This window comes from Streptomyces sp. NPDC048424 (assembly GCF_040651555.1).
GTDB lineage: Bacteria > Actinomycetota > Actinomycetes > Streptomycetales > Streptomycetaceae > Streptomyces.
In genome coordinates this window covers 14483-33626 of record NZ_JBEZKE010000036.1, presented here as the reverse complement: position 1 = coordinate 33626, position 19144 = coordinate 14483, and the positions used below count along the sequence as shown (strand labels likewise).

Below are 19144 nucleotides of genomic sequence, written 5' to 3'. Positions count from 1 at the left end.
GCCGGGTTTTCCGGGTCACGTGACTGAATTCTGCGTCACAATCCGGGTCCACCTGCCGTCCGACCTCGTATTCTCGCCTCTCACAGGAAGGGCACAGGAGCTGGGGACCGGAAGGCTGGTGGCTGTGCGTGGTGGCGGTGGGGAACGCTGACACGAGTGTCGGACACGGTGAACTCATCAAGGCGGTCGACCTTGCGCTGACCACGCACGGCCGGGCGCTGCTCACCGGACCCGCCGGCGCGGGCAAGACCGAGGTCGTGCGCGCCGTCGCGGCCGCGGCCGAATCCCGCCGCGAGAGCGTGCTCCGCCTCGCCCCCGAGGCCGCCGACCAGTGGATACCCGAAGCCTCCGCCGCCGCGCTCCTCGCCTCCGTCCCCGCCGCCGCCCTGGACCAGCTCTCCGGCCCCCAGCGCACCGCCATCGCCCTGCTGCGCCGCGAGGCCGACGCCCCCCGCGCCGGACGCGACCACATCGCGCTGCGCCTCGCCGTCGTCGAGGTGCTCCGCACCCTCGCCGCCCGCCACCCCGTCCTGCTCGTCCTCGACAACGCCCAGTGGCTCGACGCCGAGAGCACCGATCTGCTCCGTTTCGCACTGCGCCTCACCCCGCCCCGCGTACGGGTCCTGGTCGCCGAATGCGTCCAGGGCGGAACCTCCGTCGGCGAACCCCTCTGCGGCCCCGACGTCCCCGCGATACGCGTTCCCCCGCTCGGCGCCGACGAGGTCGCCGAACTCCTCGTCCGCCACTGCCTCCCCGCCCGCCTCGCCGGCCGCATCCACCAGGCCAGCGGCGGCAACCCGCGCCTCGCCCTCGCCCTCGGCCACTCCCTCGCCGAAGCCGCCGAGGCCCGCGACAGCAGCGCCCACCACGCCGACCCGCTGCCCGTCTCCGGACAGGCCCGCGAGGTGGCCCGCCGGCTCCTCGCCGGGGTCCCCGCCCAGGCCCGCCGCACCCTGCTGCTCGCCGCCCTCGCCTCCCGCCCCACCACCTCCCTGCTCCGCCGCGCCGGCCGCCCCGACGCCGAGGCCGAGCTGGCCGAGGCGGAACGGGCCGCACTGGTCAGGGTGGGGGAGGACGGCACCGTGGAGTTCACCGCGGGCGCCCTCCTCACCGCCCTCGCCGCCGACGCGGGCTGGCCGGAACGCGCTGCCGGGCACGCGGCCCTGGCCGCCGCCGTCGACGACCCGGTCCAGGCCGTACGCCACCGCGCGCTGGCCGTGGACACCCCCGACCAGTGGCTCGCCGCGGAGATCACCGAGGCCGCCGCCGTCTGCCGCCGCCGCGGCCAGCGGGCCCTCGCCGCCGAACTGGGCCTCCTCGCCGCCGACCGTACGCCGTCCTGGCTGGCCGGGGAGGAACTGGCCCGGCTCGTCACGGCCGCCGAGGACGCCGGCTGGGCGGGCCGCGCCGACCTGGCGCGCCGCGCCACCCGGGCCGTCCTGGCCCGCGACGCCTCGCCCGCCGACCGGGTACGGGCCCGGCTCGCCGTGATGGACGCCGCCGGGCAGGCCCTGGGCGCCCTCGACGAGACCTTCGCGTACGCCATGGACGAGGCGGCCGGGGACCCCTCCCTCCAGGCCGCCGTCCAACTGCGGATCGCCTGGAAACACAACCTCAGCGACGGCGACCCGGTCCGCTCCCGCGACGCGGCGGCCGAGGCCGGCCGGCTCGCCGCGCTCGGCGGCGACCAGACCGCCGAGGCCATGGCCCTGACCGTACGGGCCCGTATGGGCCGCATCCTCGGGGACACCGACGCCGAGGAGATCCTGGCCGAGGCACTCGCCCTGCCCGCGCCCGAGGTGCCGCTCGGCATGCGCAACGCCCCGCAGTACCTCGCCGTGCGGCACGCCCTCTTCGACGACCGGCTCGCCGACGCCCGCCACCAGTCGATGGTCCTGCTCCCCGCGGTCCAGCGCACCGGCTCCGCCGAGGACGTCTTCGAGGTCCTGCGCAGCCTCACCGAGGTGGAGCTGCGCAGCGGCCGCTGCGAGGCCGCCTCCGCCCACGCCCGCCGGGCCCTGGAACTGACGATCGAGGCGGGCCTGTCGCCCGGCCCCGCCTGGTACCTCGCCGCGATGGCCGAGGCCATGGGCGGCAGCTTCGCGCGCGCCGCCGGCTACGCCCGGCGCGGCATCCAGGCCTCACAGGAGGAGCAGGACCAGGTCTTCCTCTCCCGCAGCCTGCACGCGCTCGGCCTGGTCGAACTGGCCACCGGAGAGGCGGCGAAGGCGGTCGCCACCCTGCGCCGCGTCGCCGCGCTGGAAGCCGCCCAGCAAGTGGTGGACCCCTCCGTCCTGCGCTGGCACGGAGAGCTGGCCGAGGCGCTGATCGCCGCGGACGAGCCCGGCGAGGCCGCCGAACTCCTCGACCGCGTCCGTACGGTCGCCCTGGGCCTGGGCCGCACCGGCGTGATCGCCGCCCTCGACCGGGCCCGGGGCCTGTGCCTGTCCGCCCAGGGGGAGGCCGACGCGGCCGTCGACCTGCTGGAGTCCACGGCGCGGCGCTTCGACGACCTGCAACTGCCGCTGGAGCGGGGCCGTACGCTGCTCGCCCTCGCCCGGGTGGAGCGCCGCAGGCGCCGGCGGGCCCCCGCCCGCGCGGCGCTGCGGGCGGCGGCCGAGGTGTTCGGCCCGGCCGGGGCGGTTCCCTGGACGGAGCTCGCGAGGGAGCCGGCTCCCGGCGAGGGGGGCGGTGCGCAGGTGCCGGCGGCCGCGGTGCTGACCGAGGCCGAGACCCGGCTCGCCCTGCTCGTCAGCCAGGGCGCCAGCAACCAGGAGGCCGCGGCGAAGCTGTTCCTCAGCGTCAAGACGGTGGAGGCCCGGCTGACCCGCATCTACCAGAAGCTCGACGTCCGCTCGCGGGCCCAGCTCGCGACCGCCCTGCGCACCAGCTGACCGCCCCGCGGATCAGCAGGGGTCAGGGTTTGAGCGCGGGCAGGAAACCCTTCTTCCGGGCCTCGGCGACCTTGCGCAGGTGCGTGTCACCCCCGCCGTACGGGCGTCCCTCGGTCGCGGGGGCGGGATCCACCTGGCCCGCGATCTCGGCGGCCCGCGCCTCGGCCGCGACCCGCAGCAACCGGTCCAGCGGCAGCCGGCGCGGCCACGTCGCCCCTCTGATCCCCCTGCCCCACCCCTGGAGCCGGCCCGTGCACAGTCACCGGCCGGCTCCGGCCTTGTCGGCGCCGGCGCGGGAAGCGGAGAAGGGGCCCGGGCCGCGGATCGGCGGATCAGCAGCCGAGGTTGTTGCCCGGAGTCACCCCCAGCAGCTGGGTGAAGCTCTGGTACTTCGAGATGCGGCTCTGGACCTGGGCGGGGTTGCCGCCGTTGCACTCCAGGGACCCGTTGATGGAGCGGATGGTCTCGCCGAAGCCCGCGCCGTTCACCATGGCGGCGTGGGCGGTCATCGTGCCCGGGCCGTTCTGGGTGTTCCAGTACCAGAGCGCCGTCTTCATGGCGACGGCCGGATCCTGCTCCACGAGGTACGGGTTGGCGAGGAGGTTGATGCCCAGCGCGTCACCGGCCGCCTTGTAGTTGAAGTTCCAGCTCAGCTGGATGGGTCCGCGGCCGTAGTACGCCGCCTGCCCCGCCGGACAGCCGTACGGCTGGCTCGCGTCGCAGTAGTGGGGGTAGTTGGCGGTGTTCTGCTCGACGATGTAGACGAGTCCGCCCGTCTCGTGCGAAACGTTCGCGAGGAAGGCCGCGGCCTCGCGCCGCTTCACGGTGTCGTCCCCGGTGTTGGCGAATCCGGGGTAGGCGGACAGCGCCGCGACCAGGCCGTTGTACGTGTAGAAGGGGTTCCGGTTCGGGAACATCTGGTTGAACTGGGCCTCGGAGACCACGAATCCGGACGGATTGCCGGGGTCGGGGTCGGGGTCCTGGCCACCGCCACCGCAGGCGCCCTGGTCCGACCAGACGCCCCACTGCCCGGTGGTGCCGGGCGTCTCGCCCTGGGTCCACCACTTGGCCTGCCAGTTGTGTCCGGCGTACGAGGCGCTCATGCCGTTCGTGTAGACGGCGGACGAGGTCCAGGCGCCGGCGCAGGGGGCCGCCGCCGAGGCGGGGGAGGAGGGGAGGGCGATGGCGAGGCCGACCGTGACGGCCGCGGCGGCGGCCAGGGAGAGGGCACGGCGGCGAAGCGTACGTATCACGCAACTGCTCCTTCAGTGGGGGGAATTGCCGTGGGGGGCAACTGCGCCCACTGAAGCGAAAGTGGTCTGTACCTGTCAAGGTCTAGACCAAATGAAACGCGCCGGCATCACGCGTGACGCGTGACACCGGCGCGAAGCCGGGTCGATCAGCTGCCGGCGGAGAGGTTGCCGGAGAGGACCGGGATGTTGCTGAGGATGTGCGAGGCCGTCTCGTCACCCTTCGCCTGGGTGGAGTTCTCGGCGCACTGCTGGTTCTGCGGGTTGGACGCGACGTTGATGTCCTGGACGCCGATGTTGGCGATGACCGCCAGCAGGGACTGGGCGTTGACCTTGGCCGGCAGGCCGATGCAGAGCTTGTTGAGGGAGCCCTGGACGGCGCTGAGCTGCGGGCTCATCTTGCCGTGGGTCTCCTGGTTGCCGTAGATCTGCGCGGCGCCGTTGCCGTTGACGGTGGTGACACCCTCGTCGTTGCCGATGGCCATGGCCGGGGAGGCGACTGCGGCACCCGCGCCGAGCACGGAGGCGGTGACGGCGGCGGTGGCCATGAACTTCTTGAACATGTGGGGGATCCTTCTGTCGCACTGTCGCATGAGATAGCTGCCCTCGGCGGGACGAGCTGATCAACTGCCGACAGTGTCAGGAGTTATCCTCCCTCACCCGGGTGGCCCAATGGCGGGTGGAGTCGCCCGGTCCCGCCGCCGCGGCGGCGAGACTGAGCTCCTCGGATCCGAGGGTCAGCCGGTCTTGCGGCGGACCTTCTTGTTCTTGCCGCCGGGGCCGCTGCTGGCACCCTGGACCTTCGCCCGGCTCTGGTGCGCCTGCTGGGACTGGGCGTTCGCCGCGTTGCGCTCCAGGGCCTCCCGGAACTTGCGCTTGGCCGCATCGGCCGGGGACTCGTCCTGCGGGGCCTGTGAGGCCTGAGAGGCCTGCGGGGTGTCTGTTTCGTCAGCCATTCGTCCTCCTGGGGTGATCAAGCGGTTTCAGTCTGTCAGGTGGCGTGCCCACTGACCAGCGAGTTCGCCTCGCCCCCAAGCGCAGCTTGGAGAGGTCATAAGTTTTGATTATGGGGTCATAAAGCGAGACCGGGTGCTGGGTTAGGCATACCTTCGTTTAGGGTTCCCCTTGATCCACCTTGCCGTCGCTCGAAGGGAACCCCTGCCATGCCTCGCCCTCTGCGGGTAGCAATCGTCGGTGCCGGCCCCGCCGGAATCTATGCCGCCGACGCGCTGCTGAAGTCCGAGGCCGCCGTCGAGCCCGGTGTGTCCATCGACCTCTTCGAGCGGATGCCGGCGCCCTTCGGCCTGATCCGGTACGGCGTCGCCCCCGACCACCCGCGCATCAAGGGCATCATCACCGCCCTGCACCAGGTGCTCGACAAGCCGCAGGTCCGCCTCTTCGGCAACGTCGACTACCCGAACGACATCAGCCTCGACGAGCTGCAGTCCTTCTACGACGCCGTGATCTTCTCCACCGGCGCCACGGCCGACCGCGCGCTCACCATCCCGGGCGTCGAGCTCGACGGTTCCTACGGCGCCGCCGACTTCGTCTCCTGGTACGACGGCCACCCGGACGTCCCGCGCACCTGGCCGCTGGAGGCCGAGAAGGTCGCCGTGCTCGGCGTCGGCAACGTCGCCCTCGACGTCGCGCGCATCCTCGCGAAGACGGCCGACGAGCTGCTGCCGACCGAGATCCCGGCGAACGTCTACGACGGCCTCAAGGCCAACAAGGCGCTCGAGGTCCACGTCTTCGGACGTCGCGGTCCGGCCCAGGCCAAGTTCAGCCCGATGGAGCTCCGGGAACTGGACCACTCGCCCAACATCGAGGTCATCGTCAACCCCGAGGACATCGACTACGACGAGGGCTCCATAGCCACCCGCCGGGCCAACAAGCAGGCCGACATGGTCGCCAAGACCCTGGAGAACTGGGCGATCCGCGACATCGGCGAGCGTCCGCACAAGCTGTTCCTGCACTTCTTCGAGTCGCCCGCGGAGGTGCTCGGCGAGGACGGCCGCGTGGTCGGCCTGCGCACCGAGCGCACCGAGCTCGACGGCACCGGCAACGTCAAGGGCACCGGCCGGTTCACCGACTGGGACGTCCAGTCCGTCTACCGGGCCGTCGGCTACCTCTCGGACGAGCTGCCCAAGCTCCCCTGGGACGTCGACTCCGGCACCGTCCCGGACGAGGGCGGCCGCGTGATCGAAGCCGGCGCCCACCTGCAGTCGACGTACGTCACCGGCTGGATCCGGCGCGGTCCCGTCGGCCTGATCGGCCACACCAAGGGCGACGCGAACGAGACCGTCGCGAACCTGCTCGCCGACCACGCGGAGGGCAGCCTGAGCACGCCGGCCACGCCCGCTCCGGAGGCCGTCGAGGCCTTCCTCGCCGAGCGCAGCGTCCGCTTCACCACGTGGGAGGGCTGGCACCGGCTGGACGCGGCCGAGAAGGCCCTCGGTGAGCCCCAGGGCCGCGAGCGCGTGAAGATCGTCGAGCGTGAGGACATGCTCGACGCGAGCGGGGCGTAACGAGAGGGGGCCGGGACCCGGACGGGTCCCGGCCCCACCGCGTGGAGCGGCCCCGCCGGCGGCCGTCGCCGTACGGTACGACGCTGTCCGGGCAACGGGACGGGCCCGGGCGGGGGCCGGGTGGGCGAGGGCGGGCCTTCAGGAGCCCTTCGTCCGCTCCAGCACGCCGCGGACGAAGGCGGCCTGCCCGGCGTGCTGCAGGTCGTCGGCCAGTACGCTGACCAGCCGCACCCCGAGGGTGACCGGCGGGTCCCAGCGTTCGTCGACCACCCGGTCCAGATCGGCGGCGGCGAGCCCCCGGACGAACCCGAGGCTCTGCTCGTGCACCGCGTCGAAGTACCCCAGCAACAGCTCGCCCGAGTCCACGCGGACCGTGCCCGCCTGGCGCGCCGAATGGCCGTACCCGGTGGCCCCGGCGGGCAGCGGCAGGGCGAACCGGTCCGCCCAGCCCCCGGCCTGCCACAGCTGCTCCAGGCCGGCCGCGTCGGCGATGTGGTCGTCCTGGATGCGGGCCAGGTGCCAGACCAGCCAGGTGATCGAGTTCGCCGCCGGATCGACGCGCGCGTTCAGCAGCTCGGCCGGGACCCCGTCCACGGCCTCGTGCACGATCTCCCGGATGCGTCCGAACCCGTCGGCGATGACGTCCGTAGCCTTCATGCACCCACCATGCAAGGCCCGGCGGTCCCCCCGCCGCGAACGACACGCGGCAGGGGGGCCGCCGGGCCGGTGGTGTGGGTCGCTCAGTCGGTCAGCGGGTGGCTTCCACGGCCTCGGCCTGCCGGGCCGCCCCGGCCTCTCCGGCCGTCTCCGCCGTCTCGGCCGTCAGGGCCTTCTCGTTCTGCTCGGCCGCCCCGGGCTGCGCGGAAGCCGCCACGGTGCGGTGTCCGCCCCGCAGCCCGATCCAGCTGATCACCGCGACCAGCGCGAAGGCCACGGCCCCGATCCCGAAGGTGAGGGTGAAGCCGGACTCGGCGGGCAGCGGGGGCACGCCCGCGGGCAGGTGCTCGATGGTCTTCGAGGCCAGGATCGTGGTGACGACGGCGCTGCCGATCGCACTGCCCGTGGAGCGGGAGATCGAGTTGATGCCGTTGGCGATGCCGCTCTGGTGGTGCGGGACGCTGGACATGATCACGGCGGGCATGGCCGCGTAGCCGAAGCTGACGGCCGCGCCGACGACCAGTCCGGCGCCGATCACCGAGAGGCTGTGCTGGTGGTCCAGGACGAGCCAGGCGAAGCCGGCCGCGCCGAGCGCGGCGGCCAGCCCCAGTGCCACGCGCGGACCGCGGTGGCGCACGATCTGGCCGCCCACGGGCGAGGCGAGCAGCGAGACGATGGCGCCGGGCAGCAGGAACTGCACGGAGGCGCGCAGGATCGACGCGTCGAAGCCGTAGCCGGTGAGCGCCTCGGGCATCTGGACGAGGTACGAGACGCCCAGGAAGTTCGCGAACATGCCGAAGCCGACGAGGACGCCGGCCAGGTTGGCCATGAGGACCGGGCGGTGGACGAACATCTTCATGTCGACGAGGGGCTCGCGGACCTTGCGCTCGACGAGCACCCAGACCGCGGTCATGACGGCGGCGCCGGCGAAGCTGCCGAGCGTACGGCCGGACGTCCAGCCCCACTCGTGGCCCTGGGAGATCGGCAGCAGGAGCAGCAGCAGCGCGAGGCCGAGGGTCAGCGCGCCGAGGAAGTCGGTGCGCCCGCCGGTCTTGTGCCGGGTCGCGGGGACCAGGAAGACGACCGCGAGCAGGGCCAGCAGGGCGAAGCCCGTCGCCATCCAGAAGGCGTTGCGGTAGTCCGCGTCCGACCCGGAGGTGAGCAGCCCGGTCGCGACGAGCGCGAGGCCGCTGCCGAACGCGAGCGTGCCGCTGACCAGCGCCATCGCTCCCGGCAGCTTCTGCGGCCGGACCTCTTCGCGCAGGACCGAGAGGGCCAGCGGGAAGATCGCCGTCGCGGCGCCCTGGAGCACCCGGCCCAGGATCAGCAGGGGCAGCGTGGACGCCAGCGCCGCGATGACGGAGCCGACGACCATGACGCCGAGCACGGCCACCAGGGTGGGCTTCTTGCCGTGCTGGTCGCCGAACCGGCCCAGGAGCGGGGTGAAGACGGCCGCCGACAGCAGGGTGGCGGTGGTCACCCAGCTCACGTTCGCGGTCGAGGTGCCGAGGTCGTCGCGGATGAGTCCCAGGATCGGGACCGGCAGGGTCTGCATCATCGACACGACCATGGCGGCGAGGCTCAGGGCGAAGACGATGACCGTCTCGTTCCGGGGCCCGGAGGCCGGGGTGGCGGGGGAGGGGGTGCTCATGGCTGGGGGGACCTTCTTCGTGTTTCGGAGCTGAAGAGCTTCGGAACGCAGATGTTTGACTTCCTCAAGTAACTCGACTGACGGTAGACGTCGATAGTTAAGGTGGTCAAGTAAACAATTGATAATGTCAAACATCCTGAGTACGCTCCAGGTATGAGCGACACCGCCACGCACACCCCCACCAAGCTCCAGCTGCTGGAGCTGCTCGCGGCCATCGGCACCGCCCAATGGCGCGAGTTCGCGGCCGCCGCCGCCCAGCACGGCCTCACCTCCACCCAGGCGAGGGTCCTCGCCCAGCTCGACGGCCCCGTGCCCATGCGCGGCCTCGCCACCCTGCTGGTGTGCGACGCCTCGAACGTGACCGGCATCGTCGACCGCCTGGAGGCCCGCGAGCTGGTGCGCCGGGAGCCGGACCCCGCCGACCGCCGCGTCAAGAACGTCGTGGCCACGGACGCAGGCCGCGAGGTCATCCGCCGGGTCCGCGAGGAGATGCAGGACATGCACGGCGCGCTCGACACCCTCGACGAGGCCGAGAGCGCGACGCTCTACGCCCTGCTGGGCCGGCTGCGCCCCTCGATGGAGAAGGGCGCCTGAACCGTGTCGCCTGACTCACCTCGGCCGAGTCGCGTCGCCTGAATCGCGTCGCATGAATCGCGTCGCATGAATCGCGTCGACCGAATCGCGTCGACGCCGTCGGCGTCCCGAACTAGCCTCGACCTCCATGAGCACCCTGCAGACGATCAATGACGTACCCGTCCTGATGTGCGCGGCCGAGGGCGAGGTCATCGCGGGCGAACGCGATGCCCTCGACTGCATCGGCGACGCCTCCTACCAGGGCGCGCAATGGGTCGTCATCCCCGCCGAACGGTTCGACGACGCGTTCTTCAAGCTGAGCACCCGGGTCGCCGGGGAGATCATCCAGAAGTTCGCCCAGTACCGGGTCGGCATCGTCGTCCTCGGCGACATCTCCCGCCACACGGCGTCCAGTTCGGCGCTGCGCGACTTCGTCCGCGAGTGCAATCGCGGACGCCAGGCGTGGTTCCTCACCGACGCCGGGGAACTGACCGCGCGGCTGACCGGGCCGACCGCGTGAGCGGCGGCGACGGGCTGCGCCTCTTGCGCGCGGCCGACCGCGGCGCGACCCCGTGGAAGAACGGCGGGGGAGTCACCCGCGAGATCGCCGCACGGCCCGAGGGCGCCGGCACCGGGGACTTCGCCTGGCGGGTGAGCCTCGCGGAGGTCGCCGCCGACGGGCCCTTCTCCTCCTTCCCCGGGGTCGACCGCACCCTCACCCTGGCCGAGGGCGCCGGCATGGACCTCGCGGTGGCCGGCGTCCGACACCTGGTGGACGAGCGGTTCGCGCCGCGTGACTTCGCCGGGGACGAGCCGACGGACTGCCGGCTCCTCGACGGTCCGGTGGTCAACTTCAACGTGATGTACCGGCGGAGCGAGACCCGGGCGCAGACCGCGGTCGTACGGGGCGTGCTCGCGCTCGCCGTGCCGCCCGGGGAGACCCTGCTGATCGTGGCCCTGGACGGGCCGGCCGTGCTGCACCGGACCGGCGACGGGGGCCCCGGTCCCGGCTCCGGCTCCGGGTCCGGCGCGGGCCGCGTCGAGGAGCTGGCTCCGTACGACGCCGCCCTGCTGACCGGCGGGCCCGACCTGATCCTGCGTACGGCCGGCCGCGCGGCGGTGGTCCGCTTCGGCCCCGCTCCGACGGTGGACACCCTCAGCGAGTAGTCCCCGAGGCCTCGGTCCGCGCCCGTCCCGGAGTCCCCGGGTGCGGGCGCGGTGCCGTCGGGCGCCCCAGCAGGACCCCGGTCAGTGCGAGCGCCAGGCCGCAGAGCTGCAGCGGGCCGAGGGACTCCCCGGAGACGGCCGTGCCCAGCAGGACGCCCGTCACCGGATTGAGCAGGCCCAGCAGCCCGACGGTCCCGGCGGGCAGGTGCCGCAGCCCCGCGAACCAGGCGGCGAAGGCCACCGCGGTCGCCACCACGGTCACGTAGCCGAAGCCGGCCAGCGCGGGGCCGTCCAGGTGCGGCGGCGCCCCCTCCACGGCGACCGCCAGGGGCAGCAGGAGCAGCCCGCCGCCCAAGAGCTGCCAGGCCGTCGACGAGAGCACGTCCACCCCGGCGCCCCACCGCTTGGTCAGTACGTAGCCGAGCGAGGCCATCCCCATCGCGGCGGCCGAGGCGAGCACGCCGAGGAGGTCGAGGGGTGCGCCCGGGGTCAGCAGCATCAGGCAGACGCCGCCGACCCCGACGCCCGCACCGGCCAGGTGTCGCGGGCCCGGCCGCTCGGCCAGCAGCGCCCAGGCGAACAGCATCATCACCAGCGGAGCCGTCGCCATGACGGTCGAGGCCACGCTGGTCGGCAGCCGCTGCGCGGCCAGGTACACCAGCGCGAAGAAGCCGCCCATGTTGAGGACGCCGAGCAGCGGCGCCCGCCACCACCAGCTGCCGCTCGGCAGCCGCCGGCCCACCGCGAGCAGCAGCAGCCCGGCCGGCAGGGCCCGGATGACACCCCCGTAGAGCGGATGGCCGTCGGGCAGGAACGCGCGGGTGACGAAATAGGTCGTGCCCCACGCCACCGGGGCGATCGCCGTGACCAGTGACCACCGCAGATTGTCTTCCATGGAAGATACAATACCTTCCATGGAAGGTAACGCTATGCTGTTCCCGTGAAACCCCAGCCCAAGGACCACGTGGCCCGCATCCAGGACGAGTGGGCCCGCGAACGGCCCGACGTCGACGTCAGCCCCCAGGGCGTGATCGGGCGGCTGCACCGGCTCGGCCTGCTCCTGACCGACCGCCTCGCCCTCGTCTACCGCAAGTACGGCCTCGGCGAAGGGGAGTTCGACGTGCTGGCCACCCTGCGCCGGGCGGGGGAGCCGTTCGAGCGGGCACCCGGAGAGCTCGCCGCGCACACCATGGTGACGACGGGTGCCATGAGCAAGCGGATCGACCGCCTCGAACGCGACGGGCTGGTCACCCGCCGCCGCTCGACCGCCGACGGCCGGGGCCGGGTGGTCGCGCTCACACCGGCCGGACGGGACCTGATCGACCAGGCCTTCGCCGAGCACATGCGCAACGAGCGGAGCCTGCTGGACGGCCTGACACCGCTGGAGGCCGCGCAGCTGGAGCAGCTCCTCGCCACCTGGCTGGCGAAGGTCGAACCGCCGCTGCCCGGGCCGTAGTCGAACCGCCCCCCTGCCCCTGAGTGCTCAGCGCGACCGCGGGCGGACGCCCAGCTTCACCCACTTCGCCGTGCTGGGCACGCCCTTCGCGTCGAGCAGGAAGAGCATGTAGTACCCGGGCGGGGCGTCGGCCGCGCTCGGCGGGGTCCGGAGCCCGAGCGTGGTGCCGCGCACGCCGGTGATCCGGAGGTCCAGGTGGCGCTGGCTGGTGTTGACCGAGTGGGTGACGGTGGTCGGTGCCAGCAGGACGGCGCGCTTGACGTCCTTCGCCGTCGAGCTCGTGACCTGGAAGGCCGTGTCGTGGCCGAGCTCACCCGCAGGCGCCCGGTCGAGCGCCGGGCGAGCGCCCCGGTGCAGGTAGGCGGGCTCGAACAGCTCGATGCTGCCGTCCATCCCGTCCTTGATGTCGGGGTCGTTGGCGATCTGCTGGAGCTCGTCGCCGGTGACCATCATCCGCCCGTCCGGCAGGACCAGGGCGTTGGAGTGGTAGCCGCGGGGCAGCCGCTGGGCCGGACCCGGCTTCCAGTGGCCGCGCGCGTCGCGCAGTTCGATCTGCCGGTACTTCAGGTCCGCCTTCGGGTTGAAGGGGCCGTTGCCGTAGTCCCGGGTGTCCAGGGCGCCGTTGACGGTGAGCAGCGTGCCGTCCGGCAGGATCAGGGTGCCGTCCTGGGTGCGGCCGAAGGCCCTCGGCTCCTCGATGCTCCAGCGGCCGCCGGACAGCCGGTACGTGAGCGGGTCGCGCGGGTCGCCGCCGAGCACCAGGACGGAGTCCGGGCCGCGGAAGCCGGCCGGCAGCGGCACGGCCGAACCGTAGCCCCGGAAGTCGGCGGGCCGCCGGGGCAGGTCGGTGCGCACGTCCTTGACCGGATCGAACAGCCACTGCTGGTCGGCGTCGCGGCCGAGTCCGTAGATCTTCCCGTCCCGCAGGGAGAAGAGGTGCGGATAGTCGTTGCGGAAGGGGGCCTCGGAACGGAGCCGCTCCGCGGGAACGTTCACGGGGATGTCGAACGGGCGCCAGGGTACGGGGCGCCCCAGAGCGGGGAAGCGCTCCACGACCGGCGTGGGGGTGCCCGTACCGCGCTCGGACTGGCCGGACATGATGATCTGCCGGCCGTCCGCCGCGGTTACTACGGAGGGGTACCAGCGGCCGACGGCCATGTCGCGGTTGCGGAACCAGGTCTCGGTCCACGGGTCGAACACGAAGGACAGCTTGGCGCCGCTGCCGCCCTTGCCGCCGACGTTGCCGCCGAAGACCCCGACCATGCCGTTGGGGAGGTAGGAGTGCCCGGCGCAGAAGAACGGCGCGGGGCGCGGGGCGTAGGTGCCGTCGGGCATCAGCACCACCGGCGGCGGCACGTTCTTGAAGGCCCGGGCGCCGGTGCCCTTGGCGGGGTCCCAGAGGTAGGCCCGGCCGGCGTTCGTGCGCCCCACCGTGTTCGTGGGGCCGGTCTCCTTGGTGGGATCGGCCTCCACCCGCTCGAAGGAGAAGAGCAGCACCTTGCCCGTCGGCAGCAGGGCCACGTGGACACCGAAGTCGGGCGAGGGGAAGAACTCCGTGAAGCGGCCGAACCGCGCCGCGTCGAAACCGGCGTTGACCTTGCGCTGGGACTCCTCCAGCGAGGTCAGGCTCGCCGTGCGCTTCGCCTGCGGATAGCCCTGGGTGCCCTTGGCGGCCCGGCGCAGTTGCGCGTGCGCGCGGGCGTGCTCCTCGCCGAGCACGGCGGCCTCGTCGCCGGTGTGGTGGACCGCGGCGAAGGCGGGTGCGTGTCCCGTCGCCGTGACGGCCAGGACGGTGGCGAGCGCCAGCGCGGCCCGGGCGGCGGACCGTCGTACGCGGGACATGGGACTCCTCACCGCAGGGCCTGAAGGATCTCGCCGATATTAGGACAAGCGGGACTTGATGGCCGGTGCGACTCGGTGCTCCGTGCCACCTGCGGCCGTTCGGCGGACCGGTATGCGCAGGTTTATCGTTTCTGCGGTGAATCGTTTCGGCCATCGAGGTGAGAGCGCGTACCCGTCGGCCGTCCGGCGCCGCCGCCGGCGGCTATCCATGACGGTGTGATCAAGTCGCTCCGTACCGGATTCACCGCAGCCGCCGTGACCGCAACGCTCGTCACGCTGACCCCCACAGCCGGGGCCTCCCCCTCGGCGCCCACCGACAAGGTGACCGTGGACGTCGCCTCCATCAACGGATCGGGCTGCCGCCCAGGCAGCGCCGCCGTCGCGGTGGCGCCGGACAACTCGGCCTTCACCGTCACCTACAGCGAGTACGTGGCCCAGGCCGGCGGTGGCGCCCCCGCCATCGAAGGCCGCAAGAACTGTCTCCTCTCCCTCCAGGTGCACGTCCCCCAGGGCTACACCTACGCCGTGGCGCAGGTCGACTACCGGGGCTACGGCAACCTGCAGGAGGGCGCGACCGGCACCCAGAAGGCCAGTTACTACTTCCAGGGCATGAGCCAGACCGCCCAGCGCTCCCACAAGTTCAACGGCCGCTACGAGGACAACTGGCAGGCGACCGACACCACGGGCATCGAAGCCCTGGTGTTCGCACCCTGTGGCGAGCAGCGCAACTTCAACATCAACACCGAACTGCGCGCCGAAGTGGGCTCCTCCGACCCGTCGCAGACCAGCTTCATGGCCCTCGACTCGACGGACGGCAGCATCAACAGCATCTACCACTTCTCCTGGAAGCAGTGCCCCGTGCGCGGCTGATCCCGGACGTCCCTCCGCTCGGCCCGGCCGCCGGGACCCGCTGTCACGCGGGCCCCGGCGGCCGTTTTTTCGGCCGGCACGGCACATGAGGCATGTCCGCGTGGGCGGCGTCAGGCCGAAGCGCGCCGGACCAGCGAGGTCGCGGTGATCACCGGACCGACCGCGGCCCGCTCCTCCGGAGTCCCGTCCAGGGTGCGCATCAACAGCTGCGCCATCATGCGCCCCATCCCCTCGATGTCCTGACGCACGGTGGTCAGCGGCGGGTCGGTGCCCTCCGCCACGGACTCGGCGTCGTCGAAGCCCACCAGCGCCACGTCCTCGGGGACCGTCCGGCCCCGCTCCCGCAGCACCCGCAGCGCGCCGGTGGCCATCAGGTCGTTCCCGGCGAAGACGGCGTCGATCCCGGGGTCGCGGTCCAGGAGTTCGGCCATGGCGCGGGCCCCGCCCGCCGGGGTGAAGTCCCCTTCGGCGAACAGGTCGGGGACATCGCCCGGGAGCACGTCCCGGTAGCCGCTCAGCCGGTCGGCCGCCGAAGTCTGGTCGAGCGGACCCGCGATGTGCGCGATCCGCCGCCGGCCCTGCGCCAGCAGGTACCGTACGGCGTCCCGCGCGCCCCCGCGGTTGTCCGCGTCGACGTAGGCCACGCCCTCGTCCTCCCCGGGACCGGGACCGTCGGTCCAGCCGGGGCGGCCGCCGTAGACCGTGGGCATGCCGATGCGCCGGGTGATGGCGGGCAGCGGATCGTCGGTGTGCAGGGAGAAGGCGAGGGCTCCGTCGACGTGACCGCCGGCGAGGTAGCGCTCGATGCGGTCGTAGTCGCACCGGTCCTCCACCAGCAGCAGGACCAGTTGGGTGTCGTGGGCGGTCAACTCCTTGCTGATGCCGCGGACCTGGTGGGAGAAGAAGGGGTCCGAGAATATCCGGACCTCCGGCTCGGCGATGATCACCGCGACGGCTCCGGTGCGGCGGGTGACCAGGGTGCGGGCCGCCGGGTTGGGGACGTACCCCAGGTCGCGGATCGCCTCGCGCACCCTTTCCGCCAGATGCGCGCGGACGCCGTCTCCGCCGTTGACCACGCGGGAGGCGGTGGCCCGGGACACCCCGGCGAGCGCCGCGACGGCCTCCAGGGTGGGGCGGTTCCCGGGATGCGGTTCGGGCACGGGTGTTCCTCCAAGGTGATCACGAACGGTGCACAGCAGGGTAACCGCTACGCCCGGCAGCCCGGTTCCTCCGGCGGCCCGCCGGGTGCCCCCGACCTCGAAGGCCCGGTCCAGGCCATCGGCATCTCCGTGACATCAAGCGGATAGGTCATCCGGATATCTGTTACCGTCACCCTCGAAGCGGATGCACTATCCGGATGTGGGTACGGGAGGGCTGGGCATGAACAGCAGCGGGAGCGCGATGGCCGTGGTGACGGCCGGCACGGGCGGCATCGGTCTGGAGACGGCGCTGGGGCTGGCCGCCGCCGGCCTCTCCGTCACCGTGGTCGGCCGGAACGCCGACCGCGGAGCCCGGGCGGTCGGCCGTATCAACGCGGTCAATCCGGCACGCCCCGGCCGGTTCCTCCGCGCCGACCTCTCCTCCCTCGACGAGGTGCGCGACCTCGCCGGCCGGATCGCCTCGGAACGCGCCGCGGCGGGCGCACCGCCGGCCGTGCTGGTCAACAACATCGGCGCGATGTTCCCGAAGCGGCATGACATCGGTGGTGTCGAGGCCTCCTTCGTCGTCAACCACCTCTCGCCGTACCTCCTGACCGAACTGCTGCTGCCCACGTTCACGGCGTGCGGGTCCGGCAGGATCGTGAACGTGACCTCCGGTGCGGTCGTGGCCGCGAAGCGGGTGTTCGAAGCGGTGGAACCACCCGGCGGCTACTACGGCTTCCACTGGTACGGACGTGCCAAGCTCGCCCACCTCGCGTACACCCTCGACCTGGCCGCGCGGCTGGACGGCACGGGCGTATCGGTCTTCGCCGCCGACCCGGGCGGCGCCGCGACCGACATGACCGACGGCACCCTCTCCGACCCCGAGATCGTTTCGCCTGCCCTGCGGCTGCTGTGGCCGCTGGTGCGCCGCAGGTTCGAACGCTCCACTTCGGGCCCGGCGTCCGTGGCGGCCAGGCCGTCGATCGTCGCGGCGACGGACGCGGCCCTGGCGGGTCGCACGGGCCTCGTCATCGGATCCCGGGCGCGCCCGGTACGGCCGTTCCGCCCGGCGACCGACCCCCGCCTGGCCGCGGCCGTGCGCCGGCTCACCGAACGCCATGCCCCGCTCGCCACCGCCCTCCCGGACCTCGGCTGACCTGCACCCGGGCCGGCCGGAGGGGGCGGAGCGGATGGCCCATCCGATTAGGATGGGCCCATGACGACGACGCCACTGCGCAAGGACGCGGCCCGCAACTGGGACCGGATCGTGGCCGTCGCCCGCGCCCTGGTCGACCAGGGCGTCCCCCTCCAACTCAACGACGTCGCCCGCCGCGCCGGACTCGGTGTCGGAACCGTCTACCGTCACTTCGCCACGCCGGAGGCGCTCCTCGAGACCGTGGCCACCCCGTGCCTCGAGTCTCTGGCGGCCCACGGCGAGGAGGCGCTGGCCGACACCGATCCCTGGCGCGCGCTGGAAGGCTTCCTGTTCCGCACCGTGGAGGCCCAGGTGACCGACGCGTCGCTGGCGCCGGTCACCGCGGCGTCCACCGACGCCCTGTCGCGGACCGCGGAGCTCAAGGCGTCCGTGTGGTCGGCCGGCAAGACCCTCCTCGACCGGGCCCGCGAGGCCGGGGTGGTCCGGGCCGACCTCGCCCCCACCGACCTGGTACCGCTGATGTGCGGGATCGCGTACGCCGTGCACGTCCACGGCGGCAGCCCGGCGGAGCGGACCGACGCGGCGCACCGCTACCTGACCGCGCTGCTCGAGGGGTTGAAGACCGCGCCGCCGCCGAGCCGCTGAGCCGACCGTCAGGTCTGGCGATCCGTCCGCTCGTCTGAGGGCAGCAGGTCCTTGGCCCTGCGCTCCATCAGGATCGGCAGGTAGGTGCGCACACGTGCGTAGCGGAGCTCTTCGTACGCCGTGCGTACCGAGTCCTCCACCAGATCGGCGTCCACGTCGGGGTGTGCCTTCATCAGCCGCTCGGCGACATGGCGGATGGTGAGGGCGTCCTCCGGCTCCGCCATCACGCACCTCGGCCTTCCGTCGGGGACAGCCCTTCCTCAGTCTCGCGGAGCGGCCGTCCCGCCGGAAGTCGATCTTCCGCCGCTCTGCGCGCACTCGGCGGCACGCACGGCTGGAACCTGCCGCCGCCCGCATCCCGCCGTTCCCGTCAGGCGTCGAAGCGGCGGCGCGAGGCCTCGATGTGCCCGAAGTACCGGTGGGTCCAGTCGCACAGTCCGTCGATCGTCGCCCGCAGGGCCTGGCCCGGTTCGGTGAGGGTGTACTCGACCCGCGGCGGCACGGTGGGGTACACGGTCCGCTCGAGCAGCCCGTACCGCTCCAGCATTCGCAGGTTCTGGGTCAGCATCTTGTGGCTGATGCCCTCGACCTCGTCGCGCAGCGTGCTGAAGCGCAGGGTGCGCTCTCCCAGGGCTTCGATGATCAGGAGCGCCCACTTGTTGGCGACGTCCGAGAAGATCTCCCGCCCCAGCGAGTCCGCCCGCCTCAGGTCCGCCTCGTCGGGCGAGCCCGTGTACTGCTTGGTCACCATCAGGTTCCCCAGTCACTGAAAAGTGCGTTCTTCCATGTCAGAGGCCACTCTCCTACGGTGCCTGAGTAACCACAAGAGAGCGGGCGCGGGGTGGCTTGAGGAATCGAGCTCCCGGGCGCCCATGTCAATGGAGGCGGACAGCATGGCCATCACCCTGGTGAACCCCAAGGGACTGCCGGAAATCGATGCCTACCGGCAGGTGTCGATCGCGACCGGGTCGAAGCTCGTCTTCATCGCCGGACAGGTCGCCTGGCAGGCCGACGGCGTCACGGTCGGTGAGGGCGACCTCGCCGCGCAGGTCGAGCAGTGCTACCTCAACGTCGGCACCGCCCTGGCCGAGGTCGGCGCCTCCTTCGACGACGTGGCGAAGCTGACCCTGTACGTCGTCGACTGGACCCCCGACAAGATGCCCCTGCTGATGGAGGGAATCACCCGGGCGGCCGCGAAACTGGGTGCCGCACCGGTCCCGCCGGCCTCGCTGCTGGGCGTGGCGGCGCTGGACGTACCCGAGCACCTGGTCGAAATCGAAGCCACCGCCGTCATCGACTGACCGTCGACCGCGGCC

Annotated in this window: 21 protein-coding genes; 10 read left to right on the top strand and 11 right to left on the bottom strand. The window is 72.6% G+C overall.

All coding sequences use genetic code 11. The features are described 5' to 3' along the window. Positions 1-137: 137 nt before the first annotated feature. Entirely contained in the window at positions 138-2894 is a 2757-nt protein-coding gene (locus AB0D29_RS33360) for an AAA family ATPase (RefSeq protein WP_362859382.1), read from the top strand. Positions 2895-2916: 22 nt separating this feature from the next. Here AB0D29_RS33360 and AB0D29_RS33355 read toward each other — a convergent pair whose 3' ends face one another. From AB0D29_RS33355 to AB0D29_RS33340, 4 genes are all read right to left on the bottom strand, one after another. Continuing rightward, a complete protein-coding gene (locus tag AB0D29_RS33355; protein WP_362859381.1) occupies positions 2917-3075 on the bottom strand; it encodes a hypothetical protein in 159 nt (52 codons plus the stop codon). A 151-nt stretch (positions 3076-3226) separates the two neighbouring features. Then, a complete protein-coding gene (locus tag AB0D29_RS33350) occupies positions 3227-4114 on the bottom strand; it encodes a glycoside hydrolase family 19 protein (RefSeq protein ID WP_362859436.1) in 888 nt (295 codons plus the stop codon). Positions 4115-4293: 179 nt separating this feature from the next. Then, positions 4294-4707 (bottom strand): rodlin, encoded by a 414-nt coding sequence (locus tag AB0D29_RS33345; protein WP_362859379.1) that lies wholly within the window; start codon positions 4705-4707, stop codon positions 4294-4296. 174 nt (positions 4708-4881) lie between these two features. Continuing rightward, positions 4882-5100, bottom strand: coding sequence for a DUF5302 domain-containing protein (locus tag AB0D29_RS33340; protein WP_362859377.1), 219 nt, complete (start codon positions 5098-5100; stop codon positions 4882-4884). 207 nt (positions 5101-5307) lie between these two features. On the opposite strand from AB0D29_RS33340, the gene AB0D29_RS33335 reads away from it, so the two are divergent. Then, positions 5308-6669, top strand: a complete 1362-nt coding sequence (locus tag AB0D29_RS33335; RefSeq protein WP_362859376.1) for an FAD-dependent oxidoreductase — start codon at positions 5308-5310, stop codon at positions 6667-6669. 138 nt (positions 6670-6807) lie between these two features. Here AB0D29_RS33335 and AB0D29_RS33330 read toward each other — a convergent pair whose 3' ends face one another. Beyond that, positions 6808-7326, bottom strand: coding sequence for a DinB family protein (locus AB0D29_RS33330; RefSeq protein WP_362859375.1), 519 nt, complete (start codon positions 7324-7326; stop codon positions 6808-6810). A 91-nt stretch (positions 7327-7417) separates the two neighbouring features. Then, entirely contained in the window at positions 7418-8977 is a 1560-nt protein-coding gene (locus AB0D29_RS33325) for an MFS transporter (protein WP_362859374.1), read from the bottom strand. A 153-nt stretch (positions 8978-9130) separates the two neighbouring features. Between AB0D29_RS33325 and AB0D29_RS33320 the strand changes: the two genes are divergently transcribed. From AB0D29_RS33320 to AB0D29_RS33310, 3 genes are all read left to right on the top strand, one after another. Further along, on the top strand, positions 9131-9571 hold the full coding sequence (locus AB0D29_RS33320; protein WP_362859372.1) for a MarR family transcriptional regulator: 441 nt from the start codon (positions 9131-9133) through the stop codon (positions 9569-9571). A gap of 127 nt (positions 9572-9698) precedes the next feature. Next, positions 9699-10070 carry a DUF4180 domain-containing protein gene (locus AB0D29_RS33315; RefSeq protein WP_362859370.1) on the top strand — a complete coding sequence of 124 codons (372 nt, stop codon included), beginning with the start codon at positions 9699-9701 and terminating at the stop codon, positions 10068-10070. Further along, positions 10067-10717 (top strand): HutD family protein, encoded by a 651-nt coding sequence (locus tag AB0D29_RS33310; RefSeq protein ID WP_362859369.1) that lies wholly within the window; start codon positions 10067-10069, stop codon positions 10715-10717. The genes AB0D29_RS33315 and AB0D29_RS33310 overlap by 4 nt, the downstream gene beginning before the upstream one ends. On the opposite strand, the gene AB0D29_RS33305 is transcribed toward AB0D29_RS33310, so the two are convergent. After that, positions 10707-11612 carry an EamA family transporter gene (locus tag AB0D29_RS33305; protein WP_362859367.1) on the bottom strand — a complete coding sequence of 302 codons (906 nt, stop codon included), beginning with the start codon at positions 11610-11612 and terminating at the stop codon, positions 10707-10709. The genes AB0D29_RS33310 and AB0D29_RS33305 overlap by 11 nt on opposite strands. 69 nt (positions 11613-11681) lie before the next feature. Between AB0D29_RS33305 and AB0D29_RS33300 the strand changes: the two genes are divergently transcribed. Then, a complete protein-coding gene (locus AB0D29_RS33300) occupies positions 11682-12173 on the top strand; it encodes a MarR family transcriptional regulator (RefSeq protein ID WP_362859434.1) in 492 nt (163 codons plus the stop codon). Between the two features lie 27 nt (positions 12174-12200). On the opposite strand, the gene AB0D29_RS33295 is transcribed toward AB0D29_RS33300, so the two are convergent. Then, positions 12201-14015, bottom strand: a complete 1815-nt coding sequence (locus AB0D29_RS33295; RefSeq protein ID WP_362859366.1) for a galactose oxidase-like domain-containing protein — start codon at positions 14013-14015, stop codon at positions 12201-12203. Positions 14016-14270: 255 nt separating this feature from the next. Here AB0D29_RS33295 and AB0D29_RS33290 point away from each other — a divergent pair, with 255 nt between their 5' ends. After that, the gene (locus tag AB0D29_RS33290; protein ID WP_362859432.1) at positions 14271-14885 is read left to right on the top strand and encodes a DUF4360 domain-containing protein; all 615 of its coding nucleotides are present in this window, start codon (positions 14271-14273) and stop codon (positions 14883-14885) included. Between the two features lie 110 nt (positions 14886-14995). Here the strand turns inward: AB0D29_RS33290 and AB0D29_RS33285 are convergent, their stop codons facing one another. Beyond that, positions 14996-16045 (bottom strand): LacI family DNA-binding transcriptional regulator, encoded by a 1050-nt coding sequence (locus tag AB0D29_RS33285; protein WP_362859365.1) that lies wholly within the window; start codon positions 16043-16045, stop codon positions 14996-14998. A gap of 220 nt (positions 16046-16265) precedes the next feature. Between AB0D29_RS33285 and AB0D29_RS33280 the strand changes: the two genes are divergently transcribed. Together AB0D29_RS33280 and AB0D29_RS33275 are read left to right on the top strand one after the other, a co-directional pair. Then, positions 16266-17183, top strand: coding sequence for an SDR family NAD(P)-dependent oxidoreductase (locus AB0D29_RS33280; protein ID WP_362859364.1), 918 nt, complete (start codon positions 16266-16268; stop codon positions 17181-17183). Between the two features lie 60 nt (positions 17184-17243). Beyond that, positions 17244-17828, top strand: a complete 585-nt coding sequence (locus tag AB0D29_RS33275) for a TetR/AcrR family transcriptional regulator (RefSeq protein WP_362859363.1) — start codon at positions 17244-17246, stop codon at positions 17826-17828. Positions 17829-17836: 8 nt separating this feature from the next. On the opposite strand, the gene AB0D29_RS33270 is transcribed toward AB0D29_RS33275, so the two are convergent. Together AB0D29_RS33270 and AB0D29_RS33265 are read right to left on the bottom strand one after the other, a co-directional pair. Continuing rightward, entirely contained in the window at positions 17837-18052 is a 216-nt protein-coding gene (locus AB0D29_RS33270; RefSeq protein WP_362859361.1) for a three-helix bundle dimerization domain-containing protein, read from the bottom strand. 146 nt (positions 18053-18198) lie between these two features. Continuing rightward, entirely contained in the window at positions 18199-18579 is a 381-nt protein-coding gene (locus AB0D29_RS33265; RefSeq protein WP_362859360.1) for a helix-turn-helix domain-containing protein, read from the bottom strand. A gap of 142 nt (positions 18580-18721) precedes the next feature. Between AB0D29_RS33265 and AB0D29_RS33260 the strand changes: the two genes are divergently transcribed. Continuing rightward, positions 18722-19129 carry a RidA family protein gene (locus AB0D29_RS33260; protein ID WP_362859359.1) on the top strand — a complete coding sequence of 136 codons (408 nt, stop codon included), beginning with the start codon at positions 18722-18724 and terminating at the stop codon, positions 19127-19129. Positions 19130-19144 lie beyond the last annotated feature (15 nt).